We start from the raw sequence: 14,143 nt of genomic DNA on the forward strand, positions 1-14,143 counted from the left end.
TTGTGTGAGCGCGATGCTGGAGAGTCAGCGAATGGCGTAGTGGCCGGCTTTCGCCATCATGGCCGCTTATCTCGGCTTACCGCCGCGATGTTCATTGAGAGTGTCGCGATTGCCTGCTTTCACCATCATTGGCCGCCTATCTAGGCTTGCGGCCGGAATATTCATTGACGTGGCTTGAACTCCACCGGTTGCTCCACCACCGAGGCCACTTCGCGGCCGTCGCGGGTCGCCGGACGGAAGCGCCAATCGCGCACCGCGACCAGGGCGGCGCGGTCGAGTTCGCGCGAACCGCTGTGGCGCGCGACCTCGACTTCTTCGGGCAGGCCGTCGGCGCCGACGTTGACGCGCAGGATCACGGTGCCGCCTTCGCCGCGGCGCAGAGCGCCGGCCGGGTAGCGCGGTGCGGCATTGTCGGCGGCCAAGGGCCGTGCCTCGGTCGAACGCGGCGGGTCGATCTTCGCCGTAGCTTCGGTCACCGGTTTCGCCGAGGTTTCGGCGGCGGCCGCGGCAACGGCGGTCTTGCGCGCGATGCTGGGCGTCGCCTCGGCGACTGCGTTGCGCTCGATCGGCGGGACGATGACCAGCGGCATCGCCGGGGCCGGCGGCGGCGCCGGCGGACGCTTGCCGTAGTAGTACCAGCCCATGAAGGCGGCACCGAGCAGGAGCAGCAGCAACCACAGACCGGTGGAACTCGGTGCGACTTCGGTCGCATCGGCCTCGGGGGCCGGCGTGACCTCGAAATCGTGGCTATTCGGGTCAAGTGGATGTGATGCAACGCTCATTTTTGGCCTCCTTTCTGCGGTCCCGGGGGCGCGACCGAGCGCCGAGCTTCCAAGCGCGGTCGTTAGCCAGCGGTGAACGGAAGGTAAAGAAGATTCAGGCGAGCGACAGGCAAGCCGCGGATTACAAGACGCCGATCACTGGTTCGCGTTGAAGGTGATCGGCACGATCACCGCATCGGCAACCGGACGGCCGTTGCGCATCGCCGGGCGGAAGCGCCACTGGCGCACGGCGGACACCGCCGCGCGATCAAGCAGGCGCGAGCCGCTGCCTTCGACGATCTGCACATCGCCCGACGAACCCTGTTCGTCGACCGTCACCCGGATCCGCACCGTGCCGCCTTCGCCGCGGCGCAGGGCCTGCGCCGGGTACTGCGGCGGGCGGTTGCCGGGCAGCGGCGTGGCCGGCGTCTGCGCGGCGGTGGAAGCGGCGGGCGCGGCCGGCGGCGCACTCGGCATGCTCTGCGGCGGTGCCGGCGGGTTCGGGTTCTCGACCAACTCGGCGCGCTCTTCGTCCTGGCCGGGCGCCGCGGCCTGCGGCGCTTGCTGTGCAGACGGGGCGACACCGTCGCCGCCGGCCCCGGCCGGCGCCGGCAAGGGCGCGTACTGCGGCGTGGTGCCGGCCGGCAGCGCGCCGTCGGCACGGTAGAAGTCGTCGCTGTTATTGCGGTTGCTCGACCACACCCATGCGAACAGCCCCAGGCCGATGGCGAAGGCCCCCAGCACCAACAGCCAGGCCTTGCCCGAAGGGCGCCAGGCGGCGAAATCGAAGGAGCGGCGCGACGGAGCGGGGGGCGTGGTCGACATGGGCGGTCCGAATGTGCGTTGGGCCGCATTCTGCAACGAAATGCCCGAAAGCGTCCTCCGCGGACTCCGATCGCCCCCTATTGCGTCCTCGATCCGGCCCCGATCCGCCGTCTCCGGCAAGCGCAAGGTTCGCGAAAACCGCCGAGTGACGCGATAATCTGCGGTTCTTCTCGCCACTGCGACCGGCTACGCCATGCTCGATCCGACCCTGCTGCGCCAACAGCCCGCCGAACTCGCCGCACGCCTGCGCGAAACGCGCGGCTACGCCCTCGACCCGGCCGTGCTGGAATCGCTGGAAAGCGAGCGCAAGCAGATCCAGGTGCGCACCCAGGAGCTGCAGAACCTGCGCAACACGCGCTCCAAGGCGATCGGCCAGGCCAAGGCCAAGGGCGAGGACGTCGCTGCGCTGATGGCCGAAGTCGCCGCGTTCGGCGACGAGCTCAAGGCCAGCGAAGCGCGCCTGGAAACGATCAAGGCCGAAATCGAAGCGATCGCGCTCGGCATCCCGAACCTGCCGCACGCCACCGTGCCGGCCGGCAAGGACGAGACCGACAACGTCGAGACCCATCGTTGGGGCACCCCGCGTACGTTCGATTTCGAGGTCAAGGACCACGTCGAACTCGGCGCCCGCAACGGCTGGCTCGACGGCGACACCGCGGCCAAGCTGTCCGGCGCACGCTTCACCGTGCTGCGCGGCGGCCTGGCGCGTCTGCATCGCGCCCTGGCCCAGTTCATGATCGACCTCCACACCGAGCAGCACGGCTATCAGGAAACCAGCGTGCCCCTGCTGGTCAACGCCGACTCGATGCGCGGCACCGGCCAGTTGCCGAAGTTCGAGGACGACCTGTTCGCGACCGTGGTCGGCGAGGGCGAGGCGGCGAGCAAGCGCTATCTGATCCCGACCTCGGAAGTGCCGCTGACCAACATCGTCCGCGACGAGATCGTCGAAGACGCGGCGATGCCGCTGCGCATGACCGCGCACTCGATGTGTTTCCGCGCCGAAGCCGGCAGCCACGGCCGCGACACCCGCGGCATGATCCGCCAGCATCAGTTCGAGAAGGTCGAGCTGGTCAGCATCGTGCGCCCGGACGAAAGCTACGAGGAACACGAGCGCATGACCCGCTGCGCCGAAGTCGTGCTGGAAACTCTCGGCCTGCCGTACAAGCGCATGCTGCTGTGCACCGGCGACATGGGTTTCGCCGCAACCAAGACCTACGACCTGGAAGTCTGGCTGCCGAGCCAGAACACCTACCGCGAGATTTCCTCCTGCTCGAACTGCGAGGCCTTCCAGGCCCGCCGCATGCAGGCGCGCTGGCGCAACCCGGCCACCGGCAAGCCCGAACTCGCCCACACCCTCAACGGCTCCGGCGTCGCCGTCGGCCGCGCCATGATCGCGGTGATGGAGAACTACCAGAACGCCGACGGTTCGATCACCGTGCCCGAGGCGCTGCGCCGCTACATGGGCGGCGTCGAAGTGCTGAGCTGATCGCTGGCCGCGGCGCGCATGGATTCGGCGCTTTATTACCTTGCGCTGACCGCAGTGCCGACCGCGGTTTTGTTCCTGCTCGAATTCGCCGTGCTGCTAAGGCTGCGCCAAGTTAAACGCTTTGCGTTGGCTTGGACCCGGTTGGCCTCGCATGCGGCGGTCGCGGCGACGATCGGCTGGCTCGTGTCGACCCTGGTCTTCCACGCCGTCGTGTTCGGGCCGTATTGGTGGACCGGCGACGACCAGTGGTTGCCGCGCCGGATGGGCGGCCCAGGAATTCTCGCCGCGGTTGCGAGTGCCATTTCGTCCGCATACCTGGCCGGCCGCTGGTTGCTATGGCGCAGTCGCCAAAACCAGGCAAGAAAAAAGCCGGGCCTGTCAGGACCCGGCTAATTCCGACGCGGGGGGAGGAAGCGTCGGACTTGGAGCTACACGGTTGGGCGGGGCAGACTCGATCGCGAAGACTTACGCGGCCCGACGCAACGGCAATGGAATCGATGCGTGCGCCGCAGCGAGCGCGTCGGCACGATGCTGAGGCGAGTAGGCCACACCTTCCGCTCGCACGAACTCGACCTCCGTCACGCCGATGAATGCGAGTACGTGACGCAGGTAGGCCTCTTGGAAATCGCTCGGCGCATCGGTGTGGAAACCGCCGCGGCCGCTGACCACGATCGCGCGCTTGCCGGTCGCCAGACCCTCCGGACCCTTCTCGGTGTAGCGGAAGGTCTTGCCGGCGACCGCGACGCGGTCGACCCAGGCCTTCAGGGTCGAAGGAATGCCGAAGTTGTACATCGGAGCGCCAAGGACAATCACGTCGGCCGCCAGGAATTGTTGCAGGATGCGCTCTGACTCCTCGGCTTCGGCCGGATCGGCCTTGGCCAGCGAACGGCCGGTAAGATGCGGGATCGGGTCGGCATCCAGGTCGCGGTAGTCGATCGTCAGGCCCGGCACCTCGTCCTGCCAACGCGCCGCCACCGCCGCGCTAAGCTCACGGGTCACGGAATTGGCGCCCAGGGCGCTCGAATCGATATGCAACAGCTTCATGGTGGACCTCGGTGGCTCGGTCGGAGCCGGTAAAGCGGGCGTCGCCGCGTTGGAGCAAAGTCTGTATCGTTGCTTCGGTGGGATAAAGATGCTTAAATGTCACTTATTGTTCTAATATTGGAACTATCGTCATGCACGATTTGAACGACCTGTATTACTTCGCGATGGTCGTCGACCACGCCGGCTTCGCCGCCGCCGAACGCGCGCTGGGCATTCCGAAGTCGCGCCTCAGCCGGCGCATCAGCCAGCTCGAGACCGACCTGGGCGTGCGCCTGCTGCAGCGTTCCACCCGCCGCTTCGCCGTCACCGAAGTCGGCAACAGCGTCTACCGCCATGCGCAATCGATGCTGGCCGAGGCCCAGGCCGCCCGCGAAGTCGTCGATCGCCTCAGCGCCGAGCCGCGCGGCGTGATCCGGGTCAGCGTGCCGGTCGGCCTGGCCCAGCAGCAGATCCCCAAGCTGCTGCCCGAATTCCTCGCCAAATACCCGCAGGTGCGGGTGCAGTTGAACGTCAGCAACCGCCGCGTCGACATCATCAACGAAGGCGTCGACGTGGCCCTGCGCGTGCGCTCCAAGCTCGACGACGACGGCAGCCTGGTCATGCGCAGCTTCGGCCAGATCCAGGAACTGCTGGTCGCCAGCCCGAAGTACCTGACCCGCATGGGCCGCCCGAGCAACCCCGACGAACTGTCCGACCACGTCACCCTGAGCATCAGCGAAGACGACGCCCGCCAGCGCTGGGAACTGCACGGCCCCGACGGCGAAGTGCGCCGGGTCGAACTCAAGCCGCGGGTGATGGGCTTCGACTTCCCGATGCTGATGGCGCTGGCCGAGCAGGGCGTCGGCATCACCCTGCTGCCCGAGACCGTCTGTGCCGAAGCCGTGCGCCGCGGCGACCTGGAAGTGGTGCTGCCGAACTGGCGCCTCCCGCAGGGCATCTTCCACGCCGTGTTCGCCTCGCGCCGCGGCCTGCTGCCGGCGGTGCGCGTGTTCATCGACTTCCTGGCCGAGAAGGCCCCGTCCCTGGTCGAGTCCGCGCGTCTGCAGTGCAGCGACATCAAGGGCATCCCGTGCCCCGACGGCATCGCCCGCCACGACAAGAAGCACGACAAGTCGGTGAAGATTTCCGCTCCGGCGGGTTGAAAGCCGCCAGTGCGAGGCCGGCGACGTAACCGCCGGCGGCATGAGAGAATGCCCCGCGCCCGGTGCTAGACCGGGCGCCCAGGGCGGTTCGCAAGGAACCGCCCGCGACGGCTCCAAGGACCGTCGCCGCAAGACCTCAACGGAGAGATGGCCGAGTGGTTTAAGGCAGCGGTCTTGAAAACCGCCGAAGGGTTAAACCTTCCGTGGGTTCGAATCCCACTCTCTCCGCCATTCCATCTTCCTCACGATCGATCCGGCTCAGCCTGGCGTTCTTCCTCACGATCGATCCGGCTCAGCCTGGCGTTATTTCCGTGCCCGAATCGGTTGGAGCGATCACTGCTTGGGCTCGTCGGCAGCAAGGTTGTTGTCAGCGAAGCGCTCGCAAATGAAGGCAGATACGTAGTTCTGGAGGGGGCGGCCGCCGACGCCGATGCCGCGCTGAAGTAGGAAATGACTCTGTGGATAAGCTGCGGCGATGCGCCGGAGCACCTTTCTTTCGTCGGGATACTCGATGTCGTAGCGCATCAAATTGCGGTAGACGTTGTAGCGTCCGTGCTCGTTCTTCAGCTGGCTAAGCGGTTTGATCTGGATTCTTCCGATCTCGAATTCGCGTGCGCGTCGGGCAATGTCCGTCGCGATCCAGCTAGCGTATCGGAATCGCTCCTCTTCTCCGGGCCCCTCGCACCAAATGATGTCCAGGCTGGTGCCATCATAAATATTGCGAACTAATATCTTGTGCCGTGAAGCCGAAGCAGAACTGGTTGAAGGCGGTGTCGCCGACCGCGCCGTCGGCACGACAGTGATGCTCGCGGCAGGAGCGGGTTTCGCCGCCTGGGATGGTGCCACGGCTACTGCAGTCATTGCCGGCATCGAAGGCTTGAGTCCAGTGAACGGATCAAACGCCCGGTCTGGACTGTGTTTCAAGGCGCTGAAGGCCGGTCCGGTGTTGGTCTCGGTATACGCGTCGAGTTTTCCGCTGTTGTAACGCTTGTAGATCTCCACATCCACGCGCGACATGATGTCGCCGATATCTCCGCCTTTGGCAATTTCCTGGCTGAGAACCTCTGCATATGGGCTGTTTTCAGGGTTGTCGATGGAGCTGTCTCCGGCGCGGTCGCCAGCGGTCGTGGCGTACTGGATCAGTGTGTTCGGACGTGTGCGTATCGAGACGGCATTGTTATAGACGGCTTCGTCATCGACTCGCTCCTCAGAATCCTCGCCGAAAGGTGAGTTTCGACAGTTGTCGAGTGCGACGACCAAAGCGATATTGTCGTCGTCGTTAAGCCGCTCCAACAGGCGAGCGATGCTGTTTGCGTTGTCTTTGAAGAACTTCAGTCGCTCTTTGGTCTGCTTCTGTTCGATAGTGTTTCGGTCGAACCGGATCAGGACCGGTAGAGCGAAGGCCTGTCCCAGGTATTGAATGCCGTGGCCGGCGTAGTAGACGAATACGATGGACCCTTTGGGTAGCTTCTTGGTGGAATTCGAGAATTCGTCGATGTTGCGTTCGAACGCCGCACGATCGCTATTGCAGTATTCGTGAATCTTGAAACGATTGTGCTCAAGTAATGGCCGTAATCGTTCGATGTCTCGGCATGGATTGCTCAAATCGGAAACGAACGGGTCCGAAGGTTCGTTGTCAAATTTCCGGTTCATGTTGTAATCCCAGTTGCCTATCAGCAAGGCGACACGATGCGTGCGCTCGCTTTGGGCTAAGGCTGGCGACGCGATAGTGAAAGAAGCTGATGCCAGCAGCACCACGCACAACAGCCGGGTCATTGACATGATCGGACTCCGTTACGTTCTGATTCCTGTTGACAGCGCGCTCAGGCGGTCAAGCCTCGCTCGAACAGTTTGGCTTCCAAGTCACGGCGGATCAGCAATCCCCTGAGCTTTGGTTGCCCTGCCCACAATCGTTTCATCGCACGGATTTGTTCCGGGACCTCTTCGGGCTTTCCGCTCCCGATCAACTCGTGAATCTTGCGCATTTCCTTGTAACGGTCGCCTTGCTTTCGGAAGCTGGCGCCGCGGTTGTAGACCAGCGATACCAGGGCCCCTAGAGCATCGTCCGAAAGAGTCGCGGCTTTCGGCAAAGACTTGAGCGTCTGCGCGATGTAACGCGGCAGCACTTGCTTGCGGAACTGCGGGTTGGCGTTATCCCAAGGAACTGCCACCGTCTGGAAGCGCGGCAGAGCGTCGCGAGCGTCTTCGCCGGTCAAGCCGCAGGCGGGAGCCAATAGAGAGAGTTCTTGCTCCGAAAGGTAGTCCTTCCAGTCGCTGCGCAACCAGGATTCGTTGACATAACCGGCGTCATAGCCGATTCCGATAGTCACGCCGGATGCCCCGTGCGGCCAGATAGGGCGCTGGAACTGTTGTTCGTATCGCGTCTGACTGGTTACCTCGAAGAGCACGATGAGTTTCATTGCATCTTCGGAGATGGCCCGGCTGGACGCTGGCAGATTGGGCGTGATCGCGCGACTGCTCCTCTGGCTGAGGAGACCCTCGCGCACTTCTCTAGAGGCATCCAATGCGTCGGTGTCCTGCGCTGCGGCCTGTAGCAGCGATTCGAACGACAGATCCTGCGCCCGGCAAGTGCGATTGGAGGTCATGGCGATAAGGCCCATTGCCATTGCGCTGCCGAGGAATTCACGTCTCGTGTACATGGCACCTATCCTTCGTCGGAGTGATTACGAAACGAGGTGTGGCCGCGCATGCTCCCCCTTGCCGAACCTGCGTCAGGGGGGCTTGCAGTCGGTCGTTCTGGCGTCAGTCCTAGGTATCGAGATTGGGCTGGGAGCCGAGCCTATCGATAGCTAACGCAGAGGCGGGGGGATTCCGGCAAAGAAGGCTGCGGCCGCTGCCGCCGGGCTGCGGATCTGATTCAACTGAGTCTCATGCCAATGTGAGCGGCACGCTGCTGGACGCCTTCGAGGGCAATAGCAGCCAAGTCAAAGGATCAGATTAATTTCGGAAACCTTTCTTGGTAGTGTGAAAAAGGGGGCAGGTTCATTTTCTGGGAATTTGGGATGGGCCTGCGAGGTGGCTTCGTTGATGCCGCTGTTCGGGAGAATCTTGCTCTGGAGAATCCGGGCGTGGGTTTCCTTATCCAGATGGTCGGCCGGAACGCTCATCCTTGATTCTCCTTGGCACCGTTGAAGTACGTCCACAATCCGTTGAGGTCGCGCAGGCCGATATTGGGCGAGCGGGCGCGGAACATCAGGTTCAACTTGTCGTCGGCGCGTTCGATGGCCTGTGCATTGCCGCCGGCTTCGGCTGCTTCGAGCTCGTCACGGGCGTCGCTGATGAAGCGGCTGAGCATGTCCTCCAGCGCCCAGACCGCCATTTCGTACGGCGGGTTGCCACGGGGATTGGTCGCGGCGTCGTTGAGCGTACCGGCGAGTGCTGCAATCAGCTCGGGGTAGTCCTTCAGGATGTCCTGCAGGCGTTGCGGGACAGGGGGGGATGTCTGGTCCATACGGTGCGTCGTTCCTTGATTGGGCCGCGGGACAGGGCCATCGTACAACGGTCTGAAATGGAGCGGTCAAGGAGGGGCGGTTCCTCGGTTAATGGGTCTGGTAAATGATGGGGAGAAACATGTCGCCGGAACTAGCGGATTACAGCCGGGATTGGCGGCAGCGTTAATAGAATTGTCGGCGAGTGCGACGATCTGGCCGGGATAATCTTCGGCGGTTAGGTCGCTTCTTCCGAATGAATCAGGCCCCGTGTCGTTCCGGGACGCATAATGCGATTAACGCCCGATTTCGAACCTCTCCGCACAAGTGTGATTGTGTTGCAGCCGATTCACCGCTGTATTCGTAACCTCCGGGCAGGCTCGGCCGTGCCGGGTCTGTCGATGTACTGCGTCGCAGGCATCGATTTGGAAATGGTCCAGGAGCTATCGAATGAAATTTGCAGCCGTTGCAGCTATGGCGCTGTTTATCTTGAGCGGCGCCACGGTCGCGGGGAAAAGGGAAGTCGACGAAGTGCGTGCGCGCTCGGAGATGAGCATGGTCGTCACCGGCAAGGTCCGCATCAAGGCCGATGGTAGTGTCGAAAGCCTGGATGTGGACAAGACGAGTGAGCTGCCGAAGGGCGTGGTGGAGATCGTGCAGCACACGGTACCGACTTGGCGGTTCGAGCCGGCCGCTGCCGGCCAGGAGGCAGTCGAGGCGTTGAATATGTCGGTTCGTGTCGTCGGCCGCAAACAGGCCGACGGTAATTATCAGTTGACGATGCGGAGCGCGAATTTCGCCGATCCCGATCCGGGCACTGTGTTGAAGGCGCGATCGCTTCCTCCGCCGAGCTATCCGAGCGCGTTGAAAGGCACGAATGCCGCGGGTACGGTGTACGTGCTGGTGCGGGTCGGCGAGGCGGGTGATGCGCAAGAGGTGTTCGCCGAGCAGGTCAACTTGAGCGTGGTTGCCGAAGAGAAGGAAATGCAGAGGCTTCGCAAGGAGTTCGCGCGTTCGGCGGTCAGCGTGGCCAAGCGCTGGAAGTTCGAGCTGCCGAAGAACGATGGAGAAGCCAGTGCCTGGACGGCTCGGGTTCCCGTCGAATATGTCCAGCTCGGCCAGAAGCGCGTTAAATACGGGCAATGGGAGGTCTATGTCCCAGGTCCCCATCAGCAAGCCCCTTGGTACAAGGACGACGACACCGCCGGACCCGGCGTGGATGCGTTCGCCAACAACGAACCGCAGTTGCTCGGGCAGGGCCGCCGGTTGTTGACGAAGCTGGCGCCAGAGTGATCGTGTGCCGCGCTCAGGCTACGGAGCTATCTTGGGCGCATTGTTTCTCCATTGAGCGGGGCGGGAACATCGAATGCATGACCTGAAAAAGAGAGCGGCGGCCGTGGCTATCGCCGTGTCGGTGCTCGCCGCGAACGCGGCCGAGCTGCCCGCGGCCAAGGCCGATGAGCGTGTCGGCAGGATCGAGGAAATGCTTGGGGGAAAGGCCGGAGCCGCCGCGGTCAAGGCCTGTCTGGATGCGCACGCATCGGAAAAGTTCGTGCCGATGATCGAGAGCATATGGCACGCGCATTTGGACGGGGTCGGAATGACGACCGTCGATATCACCGGCAAGCGCCAGAGTTGCTACTACAACGTCAAGACTCGAAGCGTAGAGCGGCTGCACTCGCCGTTCGACGCTACCGGGCCGCTCTTTCTCGCTGCCGAGGCGCATCCGGCAAAGCCCGAGGGCGAGTGCATCGTCGCCAGGCGCGTCGAGGTGGCAGGCGTGTTCCGGGGTTGGATGGTGGCGCAGCGGCCGCCGCAGGCCGAGCCTGGGCCGGATGCCTGTTCCGTGCCGGTTTGGGAGGACATCCGCTAGTTCGTCGAGCAGATGGATTCAAGCCATCGTGGTGCGAACGGCGGGGGTGACTGTCGTCACTTTTGGCCGGCGCCTGGGTATGAGGTGATGTGCGCGTCGACGCGCCCGGGCAAAGCTTCGGGCGCGTCGGTTCGTCCCATTCGACAGCCGATGTCCGGCTGCATAGACCCTCCAGGATCGAGATCGTGCCCAAGTTACCGCGCTGCGCAGTTTTCCTGTCCTTGCTCGCTGCATCTTTCTTCGCACAGGCGGCGCCTAAGCAAGAACCCGAGATATTGATCGAGGACGTCACGCGCTTCTATGCGCTGTACGACGCCACCGGCGGCAAGCCGACGGTGGAGCAGATCGAGAAGGATTACCTCGCCAAAGGTACGCCGAGCTTGAGTCTGTTCGCCAAGTCCAGGCGGGTGACGGCGCAGAGCATCGTCGACCGGCTGGCCAAGGACCCGGCCGTGTATGCGAAGGCGAAGGAATGTCTGGTCAAACTGCCTGCGGTGAAGCGGCGGGTCGCTTTGGCGCTCGACAAGCTCGCGGACCTGTATCCCGCGGCGCGGTTTCCGCCGGTGGCCATCGTGGTCGGCCGCGGACGCCCGGTCGGCATGGGCGATCCGAACGGGCTTACCATCGGTCTGGAAGCCTTGTGTGCGGCTGAATTCATGAACCCCGACGCGGAGGACCGCTTCGTCCATGTCATCGCCCACGAGTACGCCCACATCCAGCAGACGGCGCCGACCGAATTCGCGGAAGGCGACCCGACCGCGACCGTGCTGCGGGTCGCCCTGGCCGAGGGCGTCGCCGAGTTCGTCGCCGAGTTGACCTCCGGCAACGTCGGCAACGGGCGCCACGCCGAGTGGACCCGCGGCAAGGAGGCCGAGATCGAGAAGGCTTTCGTCCGCGACATGGACGGCACCGAGTCGTCGGCGTGGTTCTCGAATTTCACCGGTCCGGACCAGCCCTACGACCTGGGCTATTGGGTGGGGTACCGGATCGTCAAGGCTTACTACCTGCAGTCGAAGGATCGCAAGGCCGCGCTCAAACGCATCATCGAGATGGACGACCCGAAAGCCTTCCTGGCGCAAAGCGGCTGGACGCCGGGCAAGCGGTTGCCGGCTTCTGTTTTCGGCACGGACTGAGGCGCTCCGGTCGGGTCGCGGTTGAGGCCGAGAGCGGGGTGATTGGCTCTCGGCCCCGGATGATCCAGTGCGAGTCCTGCGCGCCGAAGCCGCCGGCATGGCCATGCTCTGCGCGGCATTCGGTTTGTTTGTCGTGCGTGCCTGACGCTGCGGTAGCGTTACTTGGTCGTCTTGAGATCCCATCGAATCTGCAAGGCGTCTTTGTCCTTCCACGCACCGATATGGATATGTGGGGAGCGGCCGTAACCGTTGTTGCCGACCTTCGCGATGACCTCCCCGGCGCTTACTCGCTGATCCTTGGTGACCGTGGGGTCCTTGACGTGAGCTAGCAGGAACTTGGTGCCATCCGCACGCATCAGCAGGATGAACGATGCCGGTGGTTGACCGTGCTTCCCAGGCTCGTTGGTGACCGGATTGACCCTGACGGCCAGGACCGAGCAATCGCAAGGGGACAGCACGGGCTTGTCCCATCCGTACCAGTCTTCGTTGCGATATCCGTCGTTCTGGAACGTCCTCGGGAACAGTCTGCCGTCGGTGTCGATCATTTTCTCGATCACGCAATCCTGCCCCAGGTCGTCGCCGACCGAGCGCAACTGGCCCGCGGGGTGCTGCGAGCAAGTGAAGGTTTCATCGAAGATGGCGTGAGCCTCTATCGAGGCGATGGCGCGATTTCTGGAATCGGAGGCTTCTTCCTGCGCATGCAGATGGAGCGGTGCCAGGGCGAACACACACAAGATCGCGTTGTGGAATTTCATGTGGGACGTCCAGTAATGATTGTCCGGGGCGAATACGACGGCGCGCAGCCCCACCATCCGATCGGGGCTGCGCTCGGCAGCGATTGTTCATTAAGGCCCGCGCGGATAAAGCACCGCTTCCGACGGAACCGATGGAGCCAATGCTTCAAGCGCGACCATGCCCGGGTAATCGCGAAGGCTGGGGTAGCGACGACGGTGATAGCAGTGCCAGTAGCTGATCACCCTTCGCCGCGTGGTCGCCATGAATCCCGGGTTTTCGCGCGCGAACGCCAGCAGATGGACGGGGACGGCGTCACCGAACGATATCGCGACGGCGTCGACGATTTCGATGACGTATTCGCCCAGCAACTGGACGATGAAGGGTGCGACCCAGGCGCGATCGACGCCGAGCACGTCGCGCAGGTACTTTTCGCGAACGTGACCGTCGCAGTGGCGGGTGCCCAGGCACTGCGCGAGCAAGCGCGCATCGCCGGTCTCGCGGTCGACGATCGATCGCAGGCGGCCAGGTGCGCAATAGAGTCGGGAGGGCAGGGACAAGCGCTCGCCGCGTATCAGCAGATCGGGGCCGGCGATGGTCGGATGGGCTTGATGCTCCAGCTCGTGCATCAACCTGGATGCGAACGGCTGGAGTTCTGCGGGGTAGTGGGGCGGGTGTGTCATGGGAGCCTGCTGCCGGAACTCCGTCGCTCGCCGACGGTCGCGCCTGACAGCGGAAGTTCCGCCCAGGGTGCGAGATTACTCGATCCTGTTCTGCCGGGCCATCGCGTAATGCGCCCGCATGTATTCGGTGAACGCGCGGACTTTCGGCGTTAGTTGGCGCGCGTGAGGGTACAGCGCGAAGTAGTGGCGTTGGCCGGTGTGATGCTGCGGCAATACGCGCAGCAAGCGGCCGGCGGCGAGGTCGTCGCGGACGGTGAGGAAGGTAAACGCGGCGACGCCCTGACCGGCCATGACGGCCGCATGCAGGGCGAGGATCGAATCCAGGCGCAGCCGGGTGCCGAACTTGACCTCGGCTTCTTCGCCGCTGTTTGAGGTCAGTTGCAGAGCAGGGCCATCGGCGGCATAGGCCAGCAACGGGTGGCTCTGCAGGTCGTCGGTCGTGCGCGGCAGGCCGCGATGCGCCACGTACTGCGGCGCGGCCACGAGCACCCGTTCGGACACCGCGAGTTCGCGCGCGCCCAGGCTGCTGTCGGCCAGCGGCCCGGTGATGCGGATGGCCATGTCGAAGCCGCCCTTGACCAGGTCGACCATGCGGTCGTCGCAGGACAGGTCGAGGTCGATCTTGGGATGGCGCTGCATGAAGCCGGGCAGCCACTGCGCCAGTTCGAGCGCGCCGATGGCATGCGGAAGGCTGAGCCGCAGCACGCCGGACGGCAGCTCGGGGTCGGTGTTCAGTCGCTGCCGGGCTGCGTCGATCCGGTCGAGGATGTCGACGCAGTCGCGGTAGTACTGCGCACCGGCCTCGGTGGCGGTGAAGTTGCGGCTGTTGCGGTTCAGCAGGCGCACGCCGAGCTGGGTTTCCAACTGGCCCAGCTGGCGCGAGACCGAGGTATGGGTGGTGCCCAGGCGCTCGGCCGCCTTGGTGAAACTGCCGGATTCGATGATGCTTCGGTAGGCGCGCATGGCCGACAATTGATCCATCACTCGACTCCGGTCGTCAGCACTCCGGCGAAGG

Annotated in this window: 16 protein-coding genes and 1 tRNA gene; 7 read left to right on the top strand and 10 right to left on the bottom strand. The window is 64.0% G+C overall.

Features of this window, described 5'->3' with window-relative positions:
* Nucleotides 1-161: 161 nt before the first annotated feature.
* Nucleotides 162-782: an energy transducer TonB gene (locus tag ACKN61_RS10825; protein ID WP_408953456.1), complete on the bottom strand. Its 621-nt coding sequence runs from the start codon at nt 780-782 to the stop codon at nt 162-164.
* A 135-nt stretch (nt 783-917) separates the two neighbouring features.
* On the bottom strand, nt 918-1,586 hold the full coding sequence (locus ACKN61_RS10830; RefSeq protein WP_408953457.1) for an energy transducer TonB: 669 nt from the start codon (nt 1,584-1,586) through the stop codon (nt 918-920).
* 193 nt (nt 1,587-1,779) lie between these two features.
* On the opposite strand from ACKN61_RS10830, the gene serS reads away from it, so the two are divergent.
* Nucleotides 1,780-3,072 (top strand): serine--tRNA ligase, encoded by a 1,293-nt coding sequence (serS, locus tag ACKN61_RS10835; protein ID WP_408953458.1) that lies wholly within the window; start codon nt 1,780-1,782, stop codon nt 3,070-3,072.
* Nucleotides 3,073-3,090: 18 nt separating this feature from the next.
* A complete protein-coding gene (locus ACKN61_RS10840) occupies nt 3,091-3,465 on the top strand; it encodes a hypothetical protein (RefSeq protein ID WP_408953459.1) in 375 nt (124 codons plus the stop codon).
* Between the two features lie 72 nt (nt 3,466-3,537).
* Here the strand turns inward: ACKN61_RS10840 and ACKN61_RS10845 are convergent, their stop codons facing one another.
* Entirely contained in the window at nt 3,538-4,116 is a 579-nt protein-coding gene (locus ACKN61_RS10845) for an FMN-dependent NADH-azoreductase (protein WP_408953460.1), read from the bottom strand.
* Nucleotides 4,117-4,232: 116 nt separating this feature from the next.
* On the opposite strand from ACKN61_RS10845, the gene ACKN61_RS10850 reads away from it, so the two are divergent.
* Nucleotides 4,233-5,258: a LysR family transcriptional regulator gene (locus ACKN61_RS10850; RefSeq protein WP_152566184.1), complete on the top strand. Its 1,026-nt coding sequence runs from the start codon at nt 4,233-4,235 to the stop codon at nt 5,256-5,258.
* A gap of 141 nt (nt 5,259-5,399) precedes the next feature.
* Nucleotides 5,400-5,489 (top strand) — tRNA-Ser (locus ACKN61_RS10855).
* Between the two features lie 102 nt (nt 5,490-5,591).
* On the opposite strand, the gene ACKN61_RS10860 is transcribed toward ACKN61_RS10855, so the two are convergent.
* From ACKN61_RS10860 to ACKN61_RS10875, 4 genes are all read right to left on the bottom strand, one after another.
* A complete protein-coding gene (locus tag ACKN61_RS10860) occupies nt 5,592-7,040 on the bottom strand; it encodes a caspase domain-containing protein (protein WP_408953461.1) in 1,449 nt (482 codons plus the stop codon).
* Between the two features lie 41 nt (nt 7,041-7,081).
* Nucleotides 7,082-7,918 carry a hypothetical protein gene (locus ACKN61_RS10865; RefSeq protein WP_408953462.1) on the bottom strand — a complete coding sequence of 279 codons (837 nt, stop codon included), beginning with the start codon at nt 7,916-7,918 and terminating at the stop codon, nt 7,082-7,084.
* Between the two features lie 285 nt (nt 7,919-8,203).
* Complete coding sequence (locus ACKN61_RS10870; RefSeq protein WP_408953463.1) at nt 8,204-8,386, bottom strand: hypothetical protein; 183 nt, start codon at nt 8,384-8,386, stop codon at nt 8,204-8,206.
* Nucleotides 8,383-8,730 carry a hypothetical protein gene (locus tag ACKN61_RS10875; protein WP_408953464.1) on the bottom strand — a complete coding sequence of 116 codons (348 nt, stop codon included), beginning with the start codon at nt 8,728-8,730 and terminating at the stop codon, nt 8,383-8,385. The genes ACKN61_RS10870 and ACKN61_RS10875 overlap by 4 nt, the downstream gene beginning before the upstream one ends.
* A 427-nt stretch (nt 8,731-9,157) precedes the next feature.
* Between ACKN61_RS10875 and ACKN61_RS10880 the strand changes: the two genes are divergently transcribed.
* The 3 genes from ACKN61_RS10880 to ACKN61_RS10890 all read left to right on the top strand — a co-directional run bounded on the left by ACKN61_RS10880 (nt 9,158) and on the right by ACKN61_RS10890 (nt 11,713).
* The gene (locus ACKN61_RS10880) at nt 9,158-10,000 is read left to right on the top strand and encodes a hypothetical protein (RefSeq protein ID WP_408953465.1); all 843 of its coding nucleotides are present in this window, start codon (nt 9,158-9,160) and stop codon (nt 9,998-10,000) included.
* 73 nt (nt 10,001-10,073) lie between these two features.
* Complete coding sequence (locus ACKN61_RS10885) at nt 10,074-10,580, top strand: hypothetical protein (RefSeq protein ID WP_408953466.1); 507 nt, start codon at nt 10,074-10,076, stop codon at nt 10,578-10,580.
* A 185-nt stretch (nt 10,581-10,765) separates the two neighbouring features.
* Nucleotides 10,766-11,713, top strand: a complete 948-nt coding sequence (locus ACKN61_RS10890) for a DUF2268 domain-containing putative Zn-dependent protease (protein ID WP_408953467.1) — start codon at nt 10,766-10,768, stop codon at nt 11,711-11,713.
* A gap of 158 nt (nt 11,714-11,871) precedes the next feature.
* On the opposite strand, the gene ACKN61_RS10895 is transcribed toward ACKN61_RS10890, so the two are convergent.
* From ACKN61_RS10895 to ACKN61_RS10905, 3 genes are all read right to left on the bottom strand, one after another.
* Nucleotides 11,872-12,468: a M23 family metallopeptidase gene (locus tag ACKN61_RS10895; RefSeq protein ID WP_408953468.1), complete on the bottom strand. Its 597-nt coding sequence runs from the start codon at nt 12,466-12,468 to the stop codon at nt 11,872-11,874.
* Nucleotides 12,469-12,558: 90 nt separating this feature from the next.
* On the bottom strand, nt 12,559-13,074 hold the full coding sequence (locus ACKN61_RS10900) for a hypothetical protein (protein ID WP_408953469.1): 516 nt from the start codon (nt 13,072-13,074) through the stop codon (nt 12,559-12,561).
* Nucleotides 13,075-13,203: 129 nt separating this feature from the next.
* Entirely contained in the window at nt 13,204-14,109 is a 906-nt protein-coding gene (locus ACKN61_RS10905; protein WP_408953470.1) for a LysR family transcriptional regulator, read from the bottom strand.
* Nucleotides 14,110-14,143 lie beyond the last annotated feature (34 nt).

The sequence above is a fragment of the Lysobacter sp. Hz25 genome (genome assembly GCF_046097045.1).
Lineage (GTDB): Bacteria > Pseudomonadota > Gammaproteobacteria > Xanthomonadales > Xanthomonadaceae > Lysobacter > Lysobacter antibioticus_B.

Coding starts and splice junctions, on each gene's coding strand:
- ACKN61_RS10825 (WP_408953456.1), bottom strand. CDS start 782: ATGAGCGTTGCATCACATCCACTTGACCCGAATAGCCACGATTTCGAG.
- ACKN61_RS10830 (WP_408953457.1), bottom strand. CDS start 1,586: ATGTCGACCACGCCCCCCGCTCCGTCGCGCCGCTCCTTCGATTTCGCC.
- serS (WP_408953458.1), top strand. CDS start 1,780: ATGCTCGATCCGACCCTGCTGCGCCAACAGCCCGCCGAACTCGCCGCA.
- ACKN61_RS10840 (WP_408953459.1), top strand. CDS start 3,091: ATGGATTCGGCGCTTTATTACCTTGCGCTGACCGCAGTGCCGACCGCG.
- ACKN61_RS10845 (WP_408953460.1), bottom strand. CDS start 4,116: ATGAAGCTGTTGCATATCGATTCGAGCGCCCTGGGCGCCAATTCCGTG.
- ACKN61_RS10860 (WP_408953461.1), bottom strand. CDS start 7,040: ATGTCAATGACCCGGCTGTTGTGCGTGGTGCTGCTGGCATCAGCTTCT.
- ACKN61_RS10865 (WP_408953462.1), bottom strand. CDS start 7,918: ATGTACACGAGACGTGAATTCCTCGGCAGCGCAATGGCAATGGGCCTT.
- ACKN61_RS10870 (WP_408953463.1), bottom strand. CDS start 8,386: ATGAGCGTTCCGGCCGACCATCTGGATAAGGAAACCCACGCCCGGATT.
- ACKN61_RS10875 (WP_408953464.1), bottom strand. CDS start 8,730: ATGGACCAGACATCCCCCCCTGTCCCGCAACGCCTGCAGGACATCCTG.
- ACKN61_RS10880 (WP_408953465.1), top strand. CDS start 9,158: ATGAAATTTGCAGCCGTTGCAGCTATGGCGCTGTTTATCTTGAGCGGC.
- ACKN61_RS10885 (WP_408953466.1), top strand. CDS start 10,074: ATGCATGACCTGAAAAAGAGAGCGGCGGCCGTGGCTATCGCCGTGTCG.
- ACKN61_RS10895 (WP_408953468.1), bottom strand. CDS start 12,468: ATGAAATTCCACAACGCGATCTTGTGTGTGTTCGCCCTGGCACCGCTC.
- ACKN61_RS10900 (WP_408953469.1), bottom strand. CDS start 13,074: ATGCACGAGCTGGAGCATCAAGCCCATCCGACCATCGCCGGCCCCGAT.
- ACKN61_RS10905 (WP_408953470.1), bottom strand. CDS start 14,109: ATGGATCAATTGTCGGCCATGCGCGCCTACCGAAGCATCATCGAATCC.